The organism is Aquimarina sp. RZ0, from assembly GCF_008370685.1.
GTDB lineage: Bacteria > Bacteroidota > Bacteroidia > Flavobacteriales > Flavobacteriaceae > Aquimarina.
In genome coordinates, this window is sequence record NZ_VTZU01000015.1 from 64,099 (window position 1) to 84,324 (window position 20,226).

The window sequence follows — 20,226 nt, forward strand, 5'->3', positions numbered from 1 at the left end:
TTCCTATATTATCATATTATTAATAAATAGTATATTCGCTGATATATGGATACTTCTGACATAAAAGAAATAAAAGAGCTTTTAAAGACTCCAAAAAATATTATAATCGTGCCACATAAAAACCCGGATGGAGATGCTATTGGATCTACCTTGGCATTACATCATTATTTAACAATACTCGGGCATACTTCCTGCGTAATGGCACCAAATGAATATCCTTCATTCTTAAAATGGATTCCGGGAGAAAAGACGATTCTCAAATACGATGCTGATAAAGAGCAAGCGAGTTCTAAAATAAAGGAAGCCGATATTATTTTTACACTCGATTTCAATCATTTATCCAGAAGTGGAGATATGGGAGCTGTTTTAACACAAGCTACTGCAATGTTTATTATGATTGATCATCACCAGCAACCTGATGATTATGCCACTTATACATATAGTGATACTAGTATGAGTTCTACGTGTCAAATGGTATATCATTTTATTGAAAAACTGAACGATCTTGAAAAAATATCACCAGAAATTGCTACCTGCCTGTATATAGGAATCATGACAGATACTGGATCTTTCAGGTTTAGATCCACTACCAGTATTACACATACAGTAATTGCAGATTTGATCGATAAAGGAGCAGACAATACTGCAATACACGAAAAAATTTATGATACAAATACATATTCCAGATTGCAACTGCAAGGTGTCGCTTTAAAAAATTTAAAAGTAATACCAGAATACAAAACAGCATATATTACATTATCCCAAAAAGAATTAGATTCGCATAATTTTAAAAAAGGAGATACCGAAGGCTTTGTTAATATTGGTTTATCGCTGAAAGGTGTTATATTTGCTGCTATTTTTATCGAAAACCGAGGTGAAAAAATTATAAAAATCTCACTTCGATCCAAAGGTGATTTTTCTGTCAATGAGTTTTCAAGAAATCATTTTGAAGGAGGTGGTCATCATAATGCTTCGGGAGGAAAAAGTAATCTTTCTCTAGAGAAAACAGTTGAAAAATTTATTAGTATCTTACCGACTTATAAAAATGTCCTAAATTGATGAAACAAAATATTTTACTCTTAGGCCTTTTATTTTTGTTTTTTTCTTGTAAAGCTCCAGAAGCCAGAAGACCCGTTAGCATTTCTTCAGGATCTTTTATAAATGAATCTATAAACAGAAATAAAAAACTCTCGGCAAGAGAAGAAGCAGCAATTCAGAAAATTATAGATAGCGATTCTTTACGTAATTATATATCGTCAGAAAGTGGTTTCTGGTATCATTATAAGAAAAAAGATACGATTGCTACAATGACACCAGAGTTTGGAGATGTTGTAAGCTTCAATTATGACTTAAAAGATCTTAGGGGCAATATCATCTATAATCAGGAAGAAATAGATACGATTACCTATACAATTGATAAAGAGGAATTGTTTTTCGGATTACGGGAAGGACTAAAACTCATGAAAGAAGGAGAAATCGTAACATTTTTGTTTCCTTCTTATCAAGCTTATGGATATTATGGAGACAATGATAAGATTGGTACAAATATTCCGTTAATATCAAAAGTAACACTAAATAAAATTATTAAAAAATCAACAACCGAAAATTAAAACGTAACTCAGAAAATGAAAAAATTAAATCTTTTACTTTTAGCTATTATTGCTTTAACTTTTAGTAACTGCGAAGAAAAATACCCAGATCTTGAAGATGGAATTTATGCAGAGATAATTACCAATAAAGGTACTGCAATTGCTAAGTTATATCATGAAGATACGCCATTAACCGTTGCTAATTTTGTTTCTCTAGCAGAAGGAACCAATACTATGGTAGATAGCACATATCAAGGGAAAAAATACTATAATGGAATTATTTTTCATAGAGTCATTAAGGACTTTATGATTCAAACAGGAGATCCTCTTGGTACAGGAACTGGAGATCCAGGATATAAATTCCCTGATGAATTTGTAGATTCACTGACTCATAAATCTAAAGGAATATTGTCTATGGCAAATTCTGGTCCTGAAACTAATGGTAGCCAGTTTTTTATTACACTTGCCCCAACTCCACACTTAAATGGTAGACATACCGTATTTGGAGAAATTGTTTCTGGGCAAGAAGTTGTAGATAGTATTGGTGCTGTCAAAACAACAAAGCCTGGTGACAAACCTGAAACTGAAGTAAAAATGCAAGAAGTAAATATTATCAGAAAAGGTAAAAGTGCCAAAGCATTTGATGCAAAAACTACTTTTGATGAAAAATTAAAAGCTCTTGCAGAAGAAAAAGCCGAAAAAGAACGTATCGAAAAAGAAAAGCAAGCTGAAATTGCTAAGAAATTTCCTGCGATCGCTGCAGAATATGAAGAATTAAAGAAAAAAGCAACAAAACTGGAAAGCGGACTAGAAATCTTATTTCTGGAAAAAGGTAATGGAACACAGCCAAAATCAGGCGAAATTGTAAATGTAAATTACAAAGGCTTTTTTACTGATGGAAAAATATTTGATACCAACCTGATTGAAGTAGCAAAAGAATTCGGACTTTATGACCCTAATAGCCAGAGAGCTAAACATCCTAAGGGCTATGCTCCTATCCAAATGCCTTATTCTCCAGATGCGCAAATGATTCCTGGATTCAAAGAAGGTATACAAAAAATGAAGGTTGGAGATAAAGCAGTACTTTTTATCCCTTCACATCTGGCATATGGAGAACGTGGTAGAACCCCAATTCCTCCTAATGCTGATTTGATATTCGAATTAGAAATATTGAGCATACAAGATCAACAAGCAGCAGCTCCGCAAGGACACTCAAAAGATGACGGACACGGTCATTAATAAATTTTGATCTATTTATATTTATAAATAGATATTATCAAAAAAGCTGATTAAAAAGTTACACGTACTTTTTAATCAGCTTTTTTGTATCCCTGCTATAACAACCTAGAATTTCTTTGAAAGTAAAATTTAATACGATTTATAACTAAAAATTTCGCATATTCATCGTTTCTTTTTCCTTTCTACTTCGTTTAAAAAATAAACCGTAGCTATAGCTATGCTTGATTTTTTTGCCTTGCATAAAGAAAAAATAATTCAATGAATTTATACGAATTTTTTAATCACAAATCGTATAATTACTATTATACAATAAGAAAAATGTAATATTATTTCTGGCATTATTACCTAAAGTACAAGTAAAAAGAACCTGATGTTACAATAAATGAAAGTCGGAAATGATATATTTTTTTCCTGTTAACTCATATCCACATAACTATAAAATGTAGCATGTCGTCTAGTTCTTTTAAAGTCTAAATGACTTGTTCATAAATTCCGTAACTATTTTATGCAATCTAAACATAGTGCTTTTAAACTTTAAAACAACATCGGCATTAATACGACACTTTATAATTAAATTGTTATAACAGGAATATTCGCTAAAATTTCTTTAACAAAACCCCAATACTTCTGAGTAGAAGAAATACTGGCTCTCTCGTCTGGAGAATGTGCTCCTACTATTGTTGGTCCAAATGATATCATATCCATATCAGGATAGTTTTTTCCTAGTATACCACATTCTAGTCCTGCGTGACAAGCAGCAATATGCGCTTTTTCTCCATTGATCTTTTGATATAATTGATCTAATACCTGTAGTATCGGTGAATCCATATTAGGAGCCCAACCCGGATAATCTCCTCCTGTTACCACTTCGCAACCAATGAGCTCAAAAGTAGCCCTTAGCTTATTTACCATATCCAGTTTTGAAGATTCTACACTACTTCTGGTCAGACATTCAATACTAACCTCTCCTTCGCCAATAGTAACCTTTGCTACATTATTTGACGTTTCTACCAGATTAGGAATAGAAGGACTCATAGCATACACCCCATTATGAGCAGCATACAGAGCTTTCAGCACACCTTCCTGAACTCCCAGCTCCATCACACCAGTAGGTAAATCTGTACCTAATACTTCTATCTGAAGATCAGGGTCATTTATCAAAAGTTCTTGTTTTATAGTACTGCTCAGCTCAGAAATTTCGAATTCAAAAGCGGCTACGTGTATAGCATCCACTACAATAGTAGCAAAGCTCTCTCTGGGAATCGCATTTCTCAGACTTCCTCCTTTGATTTTATGAATTCTAAGCCCAAAATTCTCAAAACCATCAAACAACAATCGATTCATGATCTTATTCGCGTTTCCTAATCCTTTATGAATATCCATTCCTGAATGCCCTCCACTCAGACCTGTCACAGCGATTGTATATGCTTTTTTACCTTCTTCAATCAATTCTTCTCTGTAATTTCTCTTTGCAGTAACATCAATTCCTCCTGCACATCCCACTCCTATTTCATCATCTTCCTCTGTATCTAGATTCAAAAGAATATCACCTTGTAACCAATCTGGTTTTAATCCCATAGCTCCTGTCATTCCGGTTTCTTCATCAATCGTAAACAAAGCTTCTATTGCCGGGTGAGGAATATCTGTTGATTCTAAAAGTGCCATGATTGTAGCGACTCCCAGTCCATTATCTGCTCCCAGCGTAGTGCCTTTTGCCCTTACCCAGTCTCCATCAATATACATTTCGATTCCTTGCGTATCAAAATCAAAAGTAGTCTCTGCATTCTTTTGATGTACCATATCCAAATGTGACTGCATCACCACAGTTTTTCTATTGTCTAAACCCGAAGTTGCCGGTTTTTTAATCAGTACATTCCCTACATCATCAACACTAGTTTCTAACCCAAGAGATTCTCCAAATTCTTTTATAAAAGCTATGACTCTTTCTTCTTTTTTAGAAGGTCTTGGTACAGCATTAAGATCTGCAAACTTATTCCAGAGTACGCGAGGCTCCAGCATTCTTATTTCTGAATTCATATATGTATCGTGTTTTCAACAAATGTACATTATGAAAACCTTAATTCAAATGATATATTAAATGTTGTAGATTTACCAGAAAATACCATTGTTGTTTTATGCCATCAAAAACTAAACTATATCTCACTGCACTACTCCCTATACAGATCGCATTCATACAGGTAATAGCATTCTTCCCAGAATTTATTGAACGATTTTATAGCAACGGGCTTTACATATATATCTCTAAAGCATTACGATATGCTTTTGGCTGGATTCCTTTTTCTTTTGGGGATATTGGATATATGATATTGACTATCCTGATGGTTCGGTTTTTATTCAAAAACATTTTTAAGAGAAAAATACAATGGAAAAATGTATTATTGGATATTGGGGCTACTTTATCCATCGTATATGCCAGTTTTCATATTTTATGGGGAATTAATTATTACAGATTACCGCTACACGAAATTTTAAAAATTGAAGACCAATATACCGAAGATGAACTTATAAGTGTTTCGGAAAAATTAATCCGAAAAGCGAATGACATACACCGCGCACTAGAACCAAATGACTCTTTATCCATAAAAATACCCTATAGTAAAGAACAGATATTTGAGAAAACGATTCCTGCATACAAACAACTAAACAATATATTACCATCGCTTACTTATTCCCCGAAAAGTATTAAAAAATCCATTTTAAGCGTACCACTAACATATATGGGTTTTAGCGGATATCTAAACCCTATAACGAATGAAGCGCAGGTTAATGGATTAATCGTTACCTACAAAACTCCGACTACCAGTTGTCACGAAGAAGCTCACCAAATAGGGTTTGCCAAAGAAAATGAAGCCAATTTTATTGCTGCATTAACGACTATAAATTATAAGGATCTTTATTTTAATTATAGCGGTACTACCTTTGCCTTAAAATTTTGTTTAAATGATCTTTACCTCCGTGACGAACAGAAAGCTATTTGTCTGATAGAAAAACTAAGACCGGGAATACGGAAAAATTATCAAGAAGTAAATCAGTTTTGGGAGTCATATCAAAATCCCTTAGAGCCAATTTTTAAAAGCACCTATGACAGTTATCTGAAAGCAAATAATCAACCTAAAGGAATAGAAACCTATAGCTATGTAGTAGCTTTAATAGTAAACTATTATAAAAATAAACTTTAACTACTATTTTTTTGAAAATGTAATGTTTTATAGTTGTTAAAAAATTATTAATTCCCAAAGTCTTTCTTTAGTAAAAGTTATCTTTAAAACCAATTCAACTTTCACACTAAACCTTATGAGAAAACAATTAATATCACTCTTGGTGGTATGTATGGGGCTTAATTTGTATGCTCAGGAATATTTTCCAAAAAATGACGGTGTAAAATCATCGAATTCTAACTATACTGTTTTTACCAATGCGATCATTCATACTTCTCCGGAAACTGAGATTAAAAATGGGATGTTGATTATACAGAAAGGAAAAATTACACAAGTTGGAACAGCGCTAACGATCCCAAAAAACAGTGTAGTTATCGATTTATCAGGAAAACATATATACGCTTCTTTTATTGACCCTTATACCAATTTTGGCATTGCAAAACCGAAAAAAAGAGGAAACTCTTTTAGAAAAAATCCTCAATATGATGCTTCTCGTGAGGGATATTATTGGAACGACCATATTCGTCCGGAGACTAATCCTCTCGAAGAATTCAAATATGATCGTAAGAAAGCGGAGGAGTTTATTAAGGAAGGATATGGAGTATTGAACACACATCTGCCAGATGGAATCATTAGAGGAACTGGTTCCCTTATAGCACTCAATAAGGATGGTACCGCAGGTGAACGTTTGCTAAGTGATGCTTCATCACAATTACTTTCTTTTACCAAAAGTGCAAAAAGTAATCAGGGATATCCTACCTCACTAATGGGAGCAATGGCTTTGTTAAGACAAGTATATCTTGATGCCGGATGGTACGCTAACGGAAATACAGACAACAAAGATCTTTCTTTAGAGGCTCTCAACAGAAATAAAAATCTCCCACAAATTTTTGAAGCAGGAAGCAGAATAAATGGTTTTAGAGCAGATAAAGTAGGAGATGAATTTAATATTCAATATATAATAGTCGGAGGAGGTGATGAATATGCAAGAATTGATAAGGTAAAAGCTACAAAGGCTACTTATATTCTACCACTTAATTTTCCAGAACCCTATGACGTATCTGATCCGTATATGTCAAACCTTGTAAGTCTGGGAGACATGCGCCACTGGAATCAGGCGCCTTCAAATCCATCTGCACTTGCTAAAAATGGTATACAGTTTTCATTAACTACCCATAAGCTAAAAAAAATATCTGATTTTAAAACACGAATTGAAAAAGTAATAGCATACGGCTTAGATAAGAAAACAGTTTTAGCATCCTTAACGACAATTCCAGCTAAAATCTTGGGTAAAAGCGATGTACTAGGTATCTTAAAGAAGGGAGCATACGCTAATTTTCTAATTACCAGTGAAGAACTGTTTTCTAAAGACAATATCATTTATGAAAATTGGGTACAGGGAAATAAAAATGTAGTTAATGATATACACACTACAGATATCAACGGAACGTATGATCTTGTCCTTGCCGGAAAAACCTATGAATTATCTATATCTGGTAAACCTTCTAAACCAAAGGCAGAAGTAAAACTTGGTGATACGAATTTAGGAAGTAAAATCACTTATAAAGATGATTGGGTATCCATTACCTTTACTGATCCAGATACTACAAAAATACACTATACCAGAATTGTAACCGCCATTAATAACAATCCACAATTTTGGAGTGGAAAAGCAATTCTTCCCAACGGTATCCAAACAACTTTTACAGCAAAACAAAAAACAAAAGAGAACGCTGAAAAAGATGAAAAGAAACCAGAGGATACAAAAGAAACTCCAAAAGTGCTCCCTGTTACGTTCCCGAATATTGCCTATGGCACTCGCGAGCTTCCTAAACCCGAAAATTTATTGTTTAAAAATGCGACCGTATGGACAAATGAATCTGATGGAATTTTAACCGAAACAGATGTGCTTGTGAAAAATGGAAAGATTGCAGCAATTGGAAAAAACCTTAGCGTAGGAAATGCTAAAACAATTGATGCAAGTGGAAAGCATTTAACGAGCGGAATCATTGATGAGCATTCGCATATAGCTGCGGCAGCAATAAATGAAGCTGGTCATAACTCAACAGCAGAAGTTACTATAGAAGATGTAGTATCACCAGATGATATTAATATCTATCGAAACCTTGCGGGTGGAGTAACATCGATACAGATTCTTCACGGATCTGCAAATCCAATTGGTGGTAGATCTGCCATTATAAAGTTGAAATGGGGCGAAAGTGCAGAAAACCTAATCTATACTAATTCTCCAAAGTTTATCAAGTTTGCTCTGGGAGAAAATGTAAAACAAAGTAATTGGGGCGATGCAGAAAGAGTACGTTTTCCACAAACACGCATGGGAGTAGAACAACTTTACATTGACTATTTTACACGAGCCCGAAATTATGAAAAGTTAAAAAAAAGCGGAAAACCATACCGTAAAGATATAGAAATGGAAACATTGGTCGAAGTTCTTAACGACAAACGTTTTATCAGTTGTCATTCATATGTACAGAGTGAAATCAATATGCTTATGAAGGTGGCTGAGAAATTCAATTTTAGAATCAATACGTTTACCCATATTCTGGAAGGGTATAAAGTAGCTGATAAAATGGTGGCTCACGGCGTTGGAGGTTCTACCTTTTCGGATTGGTGGGCTTATAAATATGAAGTTAATGATGCAATTCCCTATAATGCTGCTATTATGCATAAACAAGGAGTTACGGTTGCTATTAATAGTGATGACGGCGAAATGTCCAGAAGATTGAATCAGGAAGCTGCAAAATCTGTAAAATATGGCGGAGTAAGTGAAGAAGATGCCTGGAAATTCGTGACATTAAACCCTGCAAAATTGTTACATATTGACGATCGCACAGGAAGTATTAAAGTGGGTAAGGATGCAGACCTGGTTTTATGGACAGACCACCCCCTTTCTATCTATGCAAAAGCTGAAAAAACAGTGATTGAAGGAGTCACTTATTTTGATCTTGAAAAAGACAAAGCAATGAGAAAAACTATTGCACAAGAAAAAAACGAACTCTCGACCATGTTACTAAAAGCTAAAAATAGTGGTTTAAAAACCCAGCCACCCAAAAAGAAGGAAAAGCAACATTTTCATTGCGAAACCATAGAAACCATTCACTAAAATTAATGTAGTACAAACATGAAAAATATTATATATATATTGTTGCTATTACTATTCGGAACAGAAAATATATCGGCGCAACAAACTCCTGCTAAGCCTCAGACTGAAGCCATAACAATTACCGGAGCAACTGCACACATTGGTAACGGGCAAGTCATACAAAACAGTATGATAATTTTCGAAAACGGAAAAATAACCAATATAGGTACTAACGGAAGCGTCTCTGCTAAGGGAATCATCATAGATGCCTCTGGAAAACACATATACCCGGGATTTATAGCACCTAATTCTACTTTAGGCTTAGTAGAAATTGGAGCGGTAAGAGCCACCGACGATGATAGTGAAATAGGAGGTTTCAATCCTCATATCCGAAGTATCATTGCCTATAATGCAGAAAGTAAAATTGTTGAAAGCATGAGGCCCAACGGAGTATTAATCGCTCAAACCACCCCACGTGGTGGATGGATTTCTGGTTCGTCATCTATAGTACAATTAGATGCCTGGAACTGGGAAGATGCAGCCTTAAAAACAGATGACGGAATTCATATAAATTGGCCCAATCTTTTTACCCAGGGTCGATGGTGGTTGGGTGAAGACCCTGGTTATAAGCCAAATAAAAAATATAAAGAACAGGTAACTGCTCTGAACGATTTTATACATCAGGCAAAAGCTACCATAAAATCAGATTTGAGTACAGAAAATTTACCCCATTTATCCATGAAAAAAATCTTTGACGGTTCGCTGACATTATTTGTTCATGTAAGTCCGGAAAAAGCAATTTTGGATGTTCTGGGATTTGTTAAAGAACAAGGCATAAAAAAAGTAGTTTTAGTAAATGCAGATGAAGCATACAAGGTCGTCAATCAGTTAAAACAACAAAATATTCCTGTATTGCTAACCAGAACTCATTCTATTCCAAATTATGAGGATGACGATTATGATTTACCATATAAAAATGCAAAACTGCTAATGGATGCCGGAGTACTAGTTGGACTAGAAAATAGCGGTCAGATGGAACGTGCCAATGCTCGTAATCTCCCTTTTCAGGCTGGAACTGTAGCTGCTCATGGTTTAGATAAAGAAAAAGCACTACAACTTATTACCGGGAATACTTCAAAAATATTAGGAATTGATGACATGGTAGGTACCTTGGAAGTTGGAAAAGATGCAACTTTATTTATTAGTCTTGGTGATGCATTGGATATGAGAACAAATCAATTAGATAGGGCTTTTATCCAAGGTAGAGATATTAGTTTAGAAAGTCATCAAACCAAACTTTGGAAACGATACAGTGCCAAATATGATAAATAAAATAACAAGGGTAAAATTATAAGACACTAAAGAAAGACTCCCTATCTTATAAAAAAGCATTCCGCAAATGACTATTTTTCACTATTTAGGATCATAATTGAATCTAAAAACGGGCAAATTCTTTCAAGTATAAAAGTAAAATATCTTATCCTAAACTCAACTTGCGCAGTTAGCGAAGGTTTTCTTGTTTACAACAAACCTGTTGAGAATTTTCTTTTTTCAAAAAAAAAAAACAGATCAATACTGTATAGCTCGTAACATAACAACTAAATACATTCTTTTTAAGACAGTATCCAGTTTTAAAAGTATTTGTAACTGCATAAGCGGCTTACTAATGCTATTAATTCTACATTCTCATCCCCTATCTACCAATTCTGAAACTTTCTGCTCTTGCCTTAAACCCATCCAGAACTGTACCTTTACCAAATATACCAACAGCAGCATTGCGTTTTATTAAAAAACCTTTTTTCTGACCTTTAAAATTTAGTTTATCATAGAACGTAACAAACACATTTACAACAACATTACTAATCTTTGCCGAACGAACTCTATTTCTCCAGAATGTATTTAAATTTTGAAATTTATGCTTTCCACAAACCCTAATACTTCTACCTCTTAATCTTGAACTTTCAAATAAAGTAAGTTGAGTATCGTTCATTTTAGCCGTATTTTCAGAAGCATATTCGTCTCTACATTCTTTATTATCAAAAAGAAAAGCATGATCCTTACTTTCTATAAACCAATCCGTATTATAAAGAATATCAGAATGATAGGCTTCAACCAACTCCCTCTCTGTAAATATTTCACCTTTGAAATGGTATGTTAAGTTTTCTGTTTCACTAACTTCTGGAGGAGACTGTAATTCATTTTCTGAACATCCTGTTAGTATTACCGAAAATAGCACAATGTAGATTGGTAACTCGAAACATGTTTTCATGGGTATAAATTTTTAAGTTGGTTATAGCTGTATATATATAAAAATTAAAATACCCTACGTGAAAATACGATAAATTCTTAAAATAATTTTAAGTTAAATTAAACAAAAATTATGATAGTAGGAGTATAACCGTTCAGCAAACTACATCTTGTGTAGTTGCTGCTTAGGCTTTAATTTTGGGATATGCAAAGCGAAAACAAGAGATGTACAAGATTCTGAGGAATTGGAAGAAGAGTACACTAAATCTAAAACACTATAGCGAAAAGCAAGGCATAACTGACACGGGAAGTATAGAGCGGAATTTCCAGATTCCCAGAAAAAAATACTAACCCCAACACGTTCTTTCACCGAAAACAGGATGTCGATTTACCCCAAAAACAGTGGTTTTAGAGGAGATTAAAAACTTATATTTATCTCTAGAAATATATTAATCATCTTAAAAATCTAACACATGAGAAAATTATTATCAGTACTGATTTTACTTGTTATCGTATCCTGTTCTGTAGATCAAGATATTGAAACAATCGAAGAACAATTATTACAAACAAATCCAGAAAAAGCATTAAGTATCCTTGAAGAACTAGGATTCAATACATTTAATGCCACAATGGATGAAGAGTTTATTACTATTGAGGGAGATATAATGATGAATATTGCATTCATCTTAGAGAGTTATGAAAAAGAAAAAGGAGTATCTCAAGCAAAGCAAAGCCTATCACGGAAGCATACTTTCTATGGGGGTAGGGTAAGTAGTGAATATAATAACAGAGTAAAATTCTCAATGGCTCCTAATATGAGAGCAGAGTGGCTTCCAGCATTACAAATAGCTATCTCTAGATATAATAAGGTAAATGAGTGTAGAGTTCAAATGAGTTATACAACGGGTAGAGCACATTCTCATATTTCATTTAGGGATTTAGGATCAAATACTTTAGGTAGAGCGGAATTCCCAAAAAAGACTGTTCATAGTAACCTTAAAACCTATAGAAAACCAGGGGAGTATATCTATATTCATCCAACTCTAAACAGTAACGCTTCATTAGAAGATAAAGTACATTTGTTAATGCATGAAATGGGACATAATATGGGCTTTGAGCACGTTTTTGATAATGCCGCTCATAGAGCTAACTATAGCTTCGATGGCACTCAAATAGCCGGTACGATACTTTATGAGAAAAACTCTGTGATGAATGCCGATGGATATGATTCAAGAGGTATTTTTACGCCAAATGATAAAATTGCATTAAAAACTATTTATCCAGGTCCTTTTGTATCCGATTTTAATCAAACTATCACAGGACCCACACTTGCTGCGACTAAAGAGTCGGTAACTTATCGAACTTCTGTTACCAATCCTGGCAATACTTATCGTTGGGAAGTTAAGTATGTGGGTGCACATCCCTGGACTAGATTGCATTCAAATAGTGCTTCAGTAACTTTTAGAATTAGTACACGAGCAACTCCTAATGGCTTAAACAATATGAATGTTCGTTGTACAATTGTAAAACCAAATGGCGATGAAGGTAGAAAAGTCTTTAGCACCCTTGTGGAAGGAAGACCAACAGATGGAACTCATATTAATCTATAAAAGCAATCCATTACTAAAATATAAAAGCTACTGTATAAAAGCAGTAGCTTTTGTAGTTAATAAGTAATACGATTTATAACTAAAAATTTCGCATATTCATCGTTTCTTTTTCCTTTCTACTTCGTTTAAAAAATAAACCGTAGCTATAGCTATGCTTGATTTTTTTGCCTTGCATAAAGAAAAAATAATTCAATGAATTTATACGAATTTTTTAATCACAAATCGTATAATAATACAGATGTTCTTTTCTTCTGATAGTATAATATTCCTAATGATACGGTATTTCAAGGTGTTTTTTAGATATCTTCTTAACTCCATAATCAAGTACACATTTAGACTCAATACGCTGCATCAAAAAAGGTAAATCTTTATAATTAGATTTCTTCATTATGATCAATATCTATTGATATCCAGGATATGCTAGAGCAAGCTGACCCTAAGCTAAATAAGTGATTAGCGATACATTTTTGCTGTTGTTATGCCGGATACGAATACAACTTAATTTCACTGGGAGCTGGAACGCGGTCTACAGATTTACTACAGCGCGGACTTCGGGGTGAATTTGGAAAAGTACCTTCACACGCTATTTTTCGAATACTATTTTCCAACGCAACTGTTATTTACTTCTCCCAGAGGAAAAGGAGTAAAATGGATTATTGAACAGGAAAATAAATATCTTTTATTAGTTAACTTGGAAACTATTGAATACCATACTATTGGATTTAGAAAATCAAAAGAATATTCACGCTGGAAGGAATTATTGCACCATTATTACGAACCTTTTCCTATTGTTGAACATTATGAAACAATAATTTAATTGACAATAAAAAAATCAAAAAAAGTTCGTTTTTGGTTATAAACTTAATGAAGTGGTTTAAACTTTTCTCAATTCGCTATAAAAATGTCCTTTTTCACTCAATTCTCGTCTTTTTCTTACATCGTAGCGCTGCTATGAAGTGCAAAAAAGACTTCAATTGATTAAAAAATTACTATTTTTCGCCAGAATCATAAAAGTTTAAACCACTTCAATAATAGAATTCAATAATAGGTAAATAGTAAATTATATCAATTATATCTGGCTGTAGTTTACTGAATATTCAATTATTATTCTCTACTTTTAGATCCCTAATCTTTCCATTTGGAACTGACTTTTATACTTAAGAGCTACCGTCGCACGAACAGATTCATAAATATCATCTCCTCCTTTTGATCTCCATACCGCTTTTACTCCTTCTTTTATTAACCAGGAAAATGACGGAGTATATGAAGGCCTCGGCACTAAATTCATAGAATTAGAAGCCTCTAATGCTTCTGCATACATCTCAGCTGCCAAATCTCCCAGGTCATTTGTTATGTCGTATTCTGAAATGCTACTGTTTGGATAAAAAAAGGTTAAAATTTCTACGACCATCTGTTCATCTTGTATCTTACTCATTGAATATGTAGTATTAAGAGATTAAAATTTATTTATATTACTATCACAAAGTTTATAAAATCTCCCTAAAGATCAACCCCTGTTTTCAGTGAATCTTAACACCCTATTTGCAAGTAAATTGAACTGATATCCTTTGTCATATAATTTTATAACACGTGTATTATAGTCTCTTAATCAATAATAACCACCACTCTACACGTTTCTTTTATTTTCCTGAGGCTTCTATTGGTTTTATATATATAGATGGGGTTTTCTTCTCCTTGGTTAGAATTGCATTGGTAAAATTTCTTTCACTTTTTACATCGCCTATCACCCCGTCTTTATATTCCAACCATTTTAACGTCTTAGGTAGTAACAAACCACTCACTTTATTCCAGTCAGAATATTCAATCAAACTTATTCTTTCACTACTTTCTTTACTAAAAAATGTAACGGTATATCCTAAATACTTCATTTGATGAGATGAATTATCATAATATAAAAAGTAATTGTCTTTAGGAGAATCTCCCACTCCATCCCCATAAGAAATCTTATAACCAGGATATGATATATTATTCACCAGAAGATCTTCTACTTTTTTATACTTAATTCCCGGATCTCCAAGCACAAAAGGCATCGTATAAAAATAAAACATTAAATTATGGTAGAAACGTGGATTACCTTTAAAAGAGGTGGAATCTTCCTGAACAAGCCAAGCTTCTTTTCCGTCAAACCCCAATGCAAATTTATCTGTTTCTATGCGTGCATATCTAGTTTTGAGATCCGTAGTATGTTTTTCATTCCCTTCTGGTTTTACGAGTTCAAAAACCAATGTATTCATGTCATCAAAAGCTTTGATTCCACCATGAGCTTCAAAAACTGCAGCAATATCATTAGGAAATTCTTGAGATCGTTTGGATGCAATTTCTGCACTGGTATCTTTGGGTGTAACAACAGATTCCTTTTCTGTCTCTTTTTCTACAGAAACCTGTTGCTTACAGGCTACAAATACAATAATTAAAAATAATAGTGTGATTAATCTTTTCATAGTTGAGTTTACATTAAATCTTAAGAAATCATTTTACAAATCTCTACAAATAAATGACATCTTATGTTTTTTGTTTCTTCTTTTTGGCAGCAGGAAAAAGTACATTATTAAGAATTAGTCTGTATCCAGGAGAATTAGGGTGCAGTTCTAGTTCTGTTTTGGGGTCTCCTACCCTGTGCTGATAGTCTTCTGGATCATGTCCTCCATAAAAAGTAAAAAACCCTTTCCCTTTGATCCCATGGATATATCTAGCCTCATTATTAGTTCTATTCTCCCCCAATACCAATACGTTTGATTTAATTTCATCAGGATCATATGCTGTAGTTTGCCCCATAAATCCTTTTACCAAAGCAGTATGATTCTGGCACAACATAGTAGGAATAGGATCCCACTTTGCAGAAAAATCCATTAATGTAAAATAATCAGTAGTCTTAGGGATACGCCGTTTACGAGTCATATCAATAGATGAAAATTCATATACACTAGGGCTTCGTTCTAAGGTAAAATCTTTAAAGGCAAAAGTTTTATTATAATTTATTTTGGATTGATATCCCGGTTCACTGGGATCTCCATCAAACATAGATTCACAAATATCAACTCCTTCTGCAGCCAAAGCTATTTCAAAACTATCAGTTGCACTGCACATAGCAAACATAAAACCTCCACCAACTACATAATCTCTAATTTTTAATGCTACTCCTAACTTTTCTTGTGATACTTTCTGATATCCCAGATCTTTTGCTAATTTTTCTGCTTTGGCTTTTTCCTTTATATACCAGGGATGTGCCCTGTATGATTCATAGAATTTACCATATTGCCCCGTAAAATCCTCATGGTGCAGATGTAACCAGTCATACAATATAAGATTATCCTCTAGTACTTCTTTATCATATATTGTTTCATAAGGGATTTCTGCAAAAGTCAATACCATAGTAACAGCATCATCCCAAGGTTGATTCCCTTTTGGTGAGTATACTGCTATTTTGGGTGCTTTTTCTAATACTACTGCTTCCATATTCTTAGAAGGGCTACTTATTTCTTTCAAAATTTCTCCAGCCTCAGTATCACTTAACACCTCATACGTCACACCTCTAATGGTACATTCTTTTCGTATATTTTCTGTATCCGGTAACAGGAAAGAACCTCCTCTATAGTTTAATAGCCATTTTACTTTTAAATCTTTACTTAATGTCCAATAGGTAATTCCATAGGCTTTTAGATGGTTTTGCTGGTTTTCTACATCCATAGGTATGAGTACCTTTGATGCATACGATTGAAAAGTTAAAAATAATATCAACACATACACGATATAATTTACTCTCGATATAGGTGTTATTTTAAAAAGGAACGTCATCTTCATCATTGAAATCATTAATACTACTCCCAGGAATTTTATCTAAAGTAAAAGTGCTTCTTACAAACAAAAATACGATACGTATCAATACTATCAATATTTTATGACTAGCAAGAATAAAACTCAATATGGAGTACTAAATTTGTCTAATTTATCAAATTTACTTAAGTGACCAATAAATTTTAACCTAATATTTCCCAATTCGATGGTTCAATAATTAAACAGTAGCATGGTACCTTACATTTATATGATTTCATTCGGCAGCACCAAACCTCATTAACTACTAATTATCAATAACATAAACACACTACAAACTGATATATTTAAAACCTACTTTTGACGCTACTTGTTAATTACTTTTTTGTTATACTCTAATATTCTTTGTTAAAAAAAAACGACATAGACCTTTTAAATCATATAACAAGCAAGGCTATAAAGTCCTTTGATTTAAAAGAGGTTGAACTATCTTGACTTTTTATGTTTAACCGGAAATAAGTTAAAATTTGAGCAGATGAGGCACTTTTTGTAGTCTACAGTAGCACTACAGACGAAAAAGTAACGAAATATGGACGAATTTCAGTCATTTTTTAGGAAATAGAAAAGTCAAGATGAGTTCATTATTAAAATAACAAGCTGCAAAACTAGTTAAAGCAAAAAATTCCTGTAAAATAAGTGTAGCCAATTGCTGTGAATTTCAACTAAAAACAACTTGCTCTAATAATGTTTTTTTTAAAAAGGAACATCATCTTCATCATTTGAATCATTTATGCTACTGCCAAAAGCTTCATCTGCACTAGGAAGATTCTTAGTTATAAATGGATCATCCTCATCACCTTCATTCATTTTGGAATGAAACTCAAAAGGAGTACTAAAATCGTCTAAATTGTCAAATTTACCCAGATGACCAATAAATTTTAACCTAATATTTTCTAATCCTCCATTACGGTGCTTAGCCACTATGAATTCTCCTTGCCCTTGTGTAGGTGATCGTTCTTCATCATCCCATTCATCAATCTTATAATACTCTGGTCTAAATATGAACGCAACAATATCTGCATCCTGCTCTATTGCTCCGGATTCCCTAAGGTCACTTAGTAATGGTCTTTTACTGCCACCTCTGGTCTCTACTGCACGAGATAACTGAGATAAAGCTATTACAGGTATATTTAGTTCTTTTGCCAAAGCTTTCAGGTTACGGGATATTGTGGAGATTTCTTGCTCACGATTTCCATTCTTACCACTTCCTCCTGCAGTCATCAATTGAAGATAATCTATAACTATCATTCGTATTCCGTGCTGAGAAGCAAGACGGCGCGCTTTAGCTCTTAAATCAAAAATTGACAACGAAGGAGTATCGTCTATAAAAAGTGGTGCTTTTTCTAAATCTTTTACTTTTACATTAAGTTGCTCCCATTCATGTTTCTCCAATTTTCCCGTTCTTAGTTTTTCTGAAGAAAGACCCGTTTCTGAAGAAATCAAACGGGTAATTAACTGTACAGAAGACATCTCCAGAGAGAAAAAGGCTACGGGTATATTTGCTCCCACTGACATGTTTCGAGCCATCGACAAGGTCAACGCTGTTTTACCCATACCAGGACGAGCTGCTACAATAATCAAATCACTTGGTTGCCAGCCAGAAGTCAGTTTATCCAACTTATCAAAACCAGAAGGCACTCCACTCATTCCTTCTTGATTGGATATCTCCTGTATTTTTTTCTTTGCCTGAATAACTAAATTCTGAGCAGTTTCTGTAGATCTTTTGATATTACCCTGAGTTACTTCGTATAATCGGGATTCTGCCATATCCAATAAATCAAAAACATCTGTTGTTTCATCATAAGACTCTTCAATAATCTCATTGGATATTTTTATCAGACTTCGCTGTATATATTTTTGCAAAATTATACGAGCATGAAACTCTATATGTGCAGAAGAAGCTACCTTTTGAGTCAATTGTATTAGATAATATTCCCCACCGGCAATTTCTAATTTCCCATCTTTCTTTAATTGACTAGAAACGGTTAATAAGTCAATAGGTTCTGAATTTTCAAAGAGTTTATAAATAGCTTCAAAAATAAACTTATGAGACTCTCTATAAAAAACATCAGGGTTCAGAATATCGATAATTTCGTCTACTCCCTTTTTATCAATCATCATCGCTCCTAACACAACTTCCTCTAAATCAGTTGCTTGAGGAGGTATTTTCCCTTTTTCAAGCGAAATTACGTTCCCCCGATCATAATTTACTTGTTGAGATTGCTTTACTTTTTCCATGATTACGAATGTAAAAAAATTGTATAGAGGTGAACCTCCTATAAAGGTAATGAATGTTCACCAGTCTTCAACAAACGAGCTGTTGATAACTTAATATTATTGTTAATAAGTACAAAAAAAATCTGAAGTCGTAAACTTCAGATTTAGGTAGTAGGTGATTTTTTAGGGATTATCCTTTAAACACTCCCATATCTGCATATTTATTCATACGATTTTCTACCAGATCTTCTGGTGATAAGTTTTTTAAGGCATCAAAAGATGTTAAAATTTTGTCTCGTACTGTTTTAAATGTTTTTTCCCGGTCACTATGAGCACCACCAAGAGGTTCTCTTATTATTTCATCAACCACTTTAAGTTTAACACTATCCTTGGCTGTTAGTTTTAATGCTTCTGCAGCAATTTCTTTTTGTTCCCAACTTCTCCATAATATAGAAGAGCAATTTTCTGGAGATATTACAGAATACCAAGCATTCTCAAGCATTAACACTTTATCACCCACACCGATTCCTAATGCACCACCACTGGCACCTTCACCAATAATAATCACTATAACTGGCACTTTAAGGCGTGTCATTTCTAAAATATTTCTTGCTATTGCTTCGCCTTGTCCCCTTTCTTCTGCTTCTAATCCAGGATATGCGCCTGGCGTATCTATAAAACTAACTACTGGAATTCCAAACTTCTCAGCACTCTTCATTAGCCTTAATGCTTTCCTATAGCCTTCTGGATTTGCCATTCCAAAATTACGATACTGCCTGGTCTTCGTATTATTTCCTTTTTGTTGACCGATAAACATAAAACTCTGATCACCTATCTTTCCCAGACCACCGATCATAGCTTTGTCGTCCTTAACCGTGCGATCCCCGTGTAATTCTAAAAACGAATCCCCACAAATAGCATTTATGTAATCCAGAGTATAGGGTCTAGAGGGATGCCTTGATAACTGTACACGCTGCCAAGCTGTTAAATTCTTATAAATATCTTTTTTGGTCTCATTTAGCTTCTTCTCAATTTGCTTGCATGTGTCTGTAACATCTACATCACTTTCTTCACCAATAGCACATGCTTTCTCAAACTGTTCTTCAAGCTCTTTTATAGGAAGTTCAAATTCTAAATATTCCATATCAAAGAATATATTTTATTGTTACTAGGGTTAGCCGACAAATATA

Annotated in this window: 14 protein-coding genes; 7 read left to right on the forward strand and 7 right to left on the reverse strand. The window is 33.8% G+C overall.

The annotated features are described in order from the left end of the window. Positions 1-45 precede the first annotated feature (45 nt). From F0000_RS07650 to F0000_RS07660, 3 genes are read left to right on the forward strand one after another with little or no spacing between them, the layout of a single operon-like run. Complete coding sequence (locus tag F0000_RS07650) at positions 46-1,059, forward strand: bifunctional oligoribonuclease/PAP phosphatase NrnA (RefSeq protein ID WP_149624125.1); 1,014 nt, start codon at positions 46-48, stop codon at positions 1,057-1,059. Further along, positions 1,059-1,610: a gliding motility-associated peptidyl-prolyl isomerase GldI gene (gene gldI / locus F0000_RS07655; protein ID WP_149624126.1), complete on the forward strand. Its 552-nt coding sequence runs from the start codon at positions 1,059-1,061 to the stop codon at positions 1,608-1,610. Before F0000_RS07650 ends, gldI begins: the two co-directional genes overlap by 1 nt. A gap of 15 nt (positions 1,611-1,625) precedes the next feature. Then, entirely contained in the window at positions 1,626-2,828 is a 1,203-nt protein-coding gene (locus tag F0000_RS07660; RefSeq protein WP_149624127.1) for a peptidylprolyl isomerase, read from the forward strand. A gap of 570 nt (positions 2,829-3,398) precedes the next feature. Here the strand turns inward: F0000_RS07660 and F0000_RS07665 are convergent. After that, positions 3,399-4,865, reverse strand: coding sequence for an aminoacyl-histidine dipeptidase (locus F0000_RS07665; protein WP_149624128.1), 1,467 nt, complete (start codon positions 4,863-4,865; stop codon positions 3,399-3,401). Between the two features lie 98 nt (positions 4,866-4,963). Here F0000_RS07665 and F0000_RS07670 point away from each other — a divergent pair, with 98 nt between their 5' ends. The 3 genes from F0000_RS07670 to F0000_RS07680 all read left to right on the forward strand — a co-directional run bounded on the left by F0000_RS07670 (position 4,964) and on the right by F0000_RS07680 (position 10,442). Continuing rightward, the gene (locus F0000_RS07670) at positions 4,964-6,028 is read left to right on the forward strand and encodes a DUF3810 domain-containing protein (RefSeq protein ID WP_149624129.1); all 1,065 of its coding nucleotides are present in this window, start codon (positions 4,964-4,966) and stop codon (positions 6,026-6,028) included. A gap of 115 nt (positions 6,029-6,143) precedes the next feature. Further along, positions 6,144-9,131, forward strand: coding sequence for an amidohydrolase family protein (locus F0000_RS07675; protein ID WP_149624130.1), 2,988 nt, complete (start codon positions 6,144-6,146; stop codon positions 9,129-9,131). Positions 9,132-9,149: 18 nt separating this feature from the next. After that, the gene (locus tag F0000_RS07680) at positions 9,150-10,442 is read left to right on the forward strand and encodes an amidohydrolase family protein (protein WP_149624131.1); all 1,293 of its coding nucleotides are present in this window, start codon (positions 9,150-9,152) and stop codon (positions 10,440-10,442) included. Between the two features lie 361 nt (positions 10,443-10,803). Here the strand turns inward: F0000_RS07680 and F0000_RS07685 are convergent, their stop codons facing one another. Next, positions 10,804-11,379: a hypothetical protein gene (locus tag F0000_RS07685; protein ID WP_149624132.1), complete on the reverse strand. Its 576-nt coding sequence runs from the start codon at positions 11,377-11,379 to the stop codon at positions 10,804-10,806. Between the two features lie 451 nt (positions 11,380-11,830). On the opposite strand from F0000_RS07685, the gene F0000_RS07690 reads away from it, so the two are divergent. After that, complete coding sequence (locus F0000_RS07690; protein WP_149624133.1) at positions 11,831-12,967, forward strand: M57 family metalloprotease; 1,137 nt, start codon at positions 11,831-11,833, stop codon at positions 12,965-12,967. 1,117 nt (positions 12,968-14,084) lie between these two features. Here the strand turns inward: F0000_RS07690 and F0000_RS07700 are convergent. The 5 genes from F0000_RS07700 to F0000_RS07720 form a co-directional block, all read right to left on the reverse strand. Continuing rightward, on the reverse strand, positions 14,085-14,402 hold the full coding sequence (locus F0000_RS07700; RefSeq protein ID WP_149624134.1) for a hypothetical protein: 318 nt from the start codon (positions 14,400-14,402) through the stop codon (positions 14,085-14,087). A gap of 205 nt (positions 14,403-14,607) precedes the next feature. After that, a complete protein-coding gene (locus F0000_RS07705; RefSeq protein WP_149624135.1) occupies positions 14,608-15,429 on the reverse strand; it encodes a DUF6503 family protein in 822 nt (273 codons plus the stop codon). 61 nt (positions 15,430-15,490) lie between these two features. Beyond that, positions 15,491-16,675, reverse strand: a complete 1,185-nt coding sequence (locus F0000_RS07710) for an asparagine synthetase B (RefSeq protein WP_149624158.1) — start codon at positions 16,673-16,675, stop codon at positions 15,491-15,493. Positions 16,676-17,512: 837 nt separating this feature from the next. Continuing rightward, complete coding sequence (gene dnaB, locus F0000_RS07715; protein WP_149624136.1) at positions 17,513-19,057, reverse strand: replicative DNA helicase; 1,545 nt, start codon at positions 19,055-19,057, stop codon at positions 17,513-17,515. A gap of 169 nt (positions 19,058-19,226) precedes the next feature. Then, complete coding sequence (locus tag F0000_RS07720; protein WP_149624137.1) at positions 19,227-20,180, reverse strand: acetyl-CoA carboxylase carboxyltransferase subunit alpha; 954 nt, start codon at positions 20,178-20,180, stop codon at positions 19,227-19,229. Positions 20,181-20,226 lie beyond the last annotated feature (46 nt).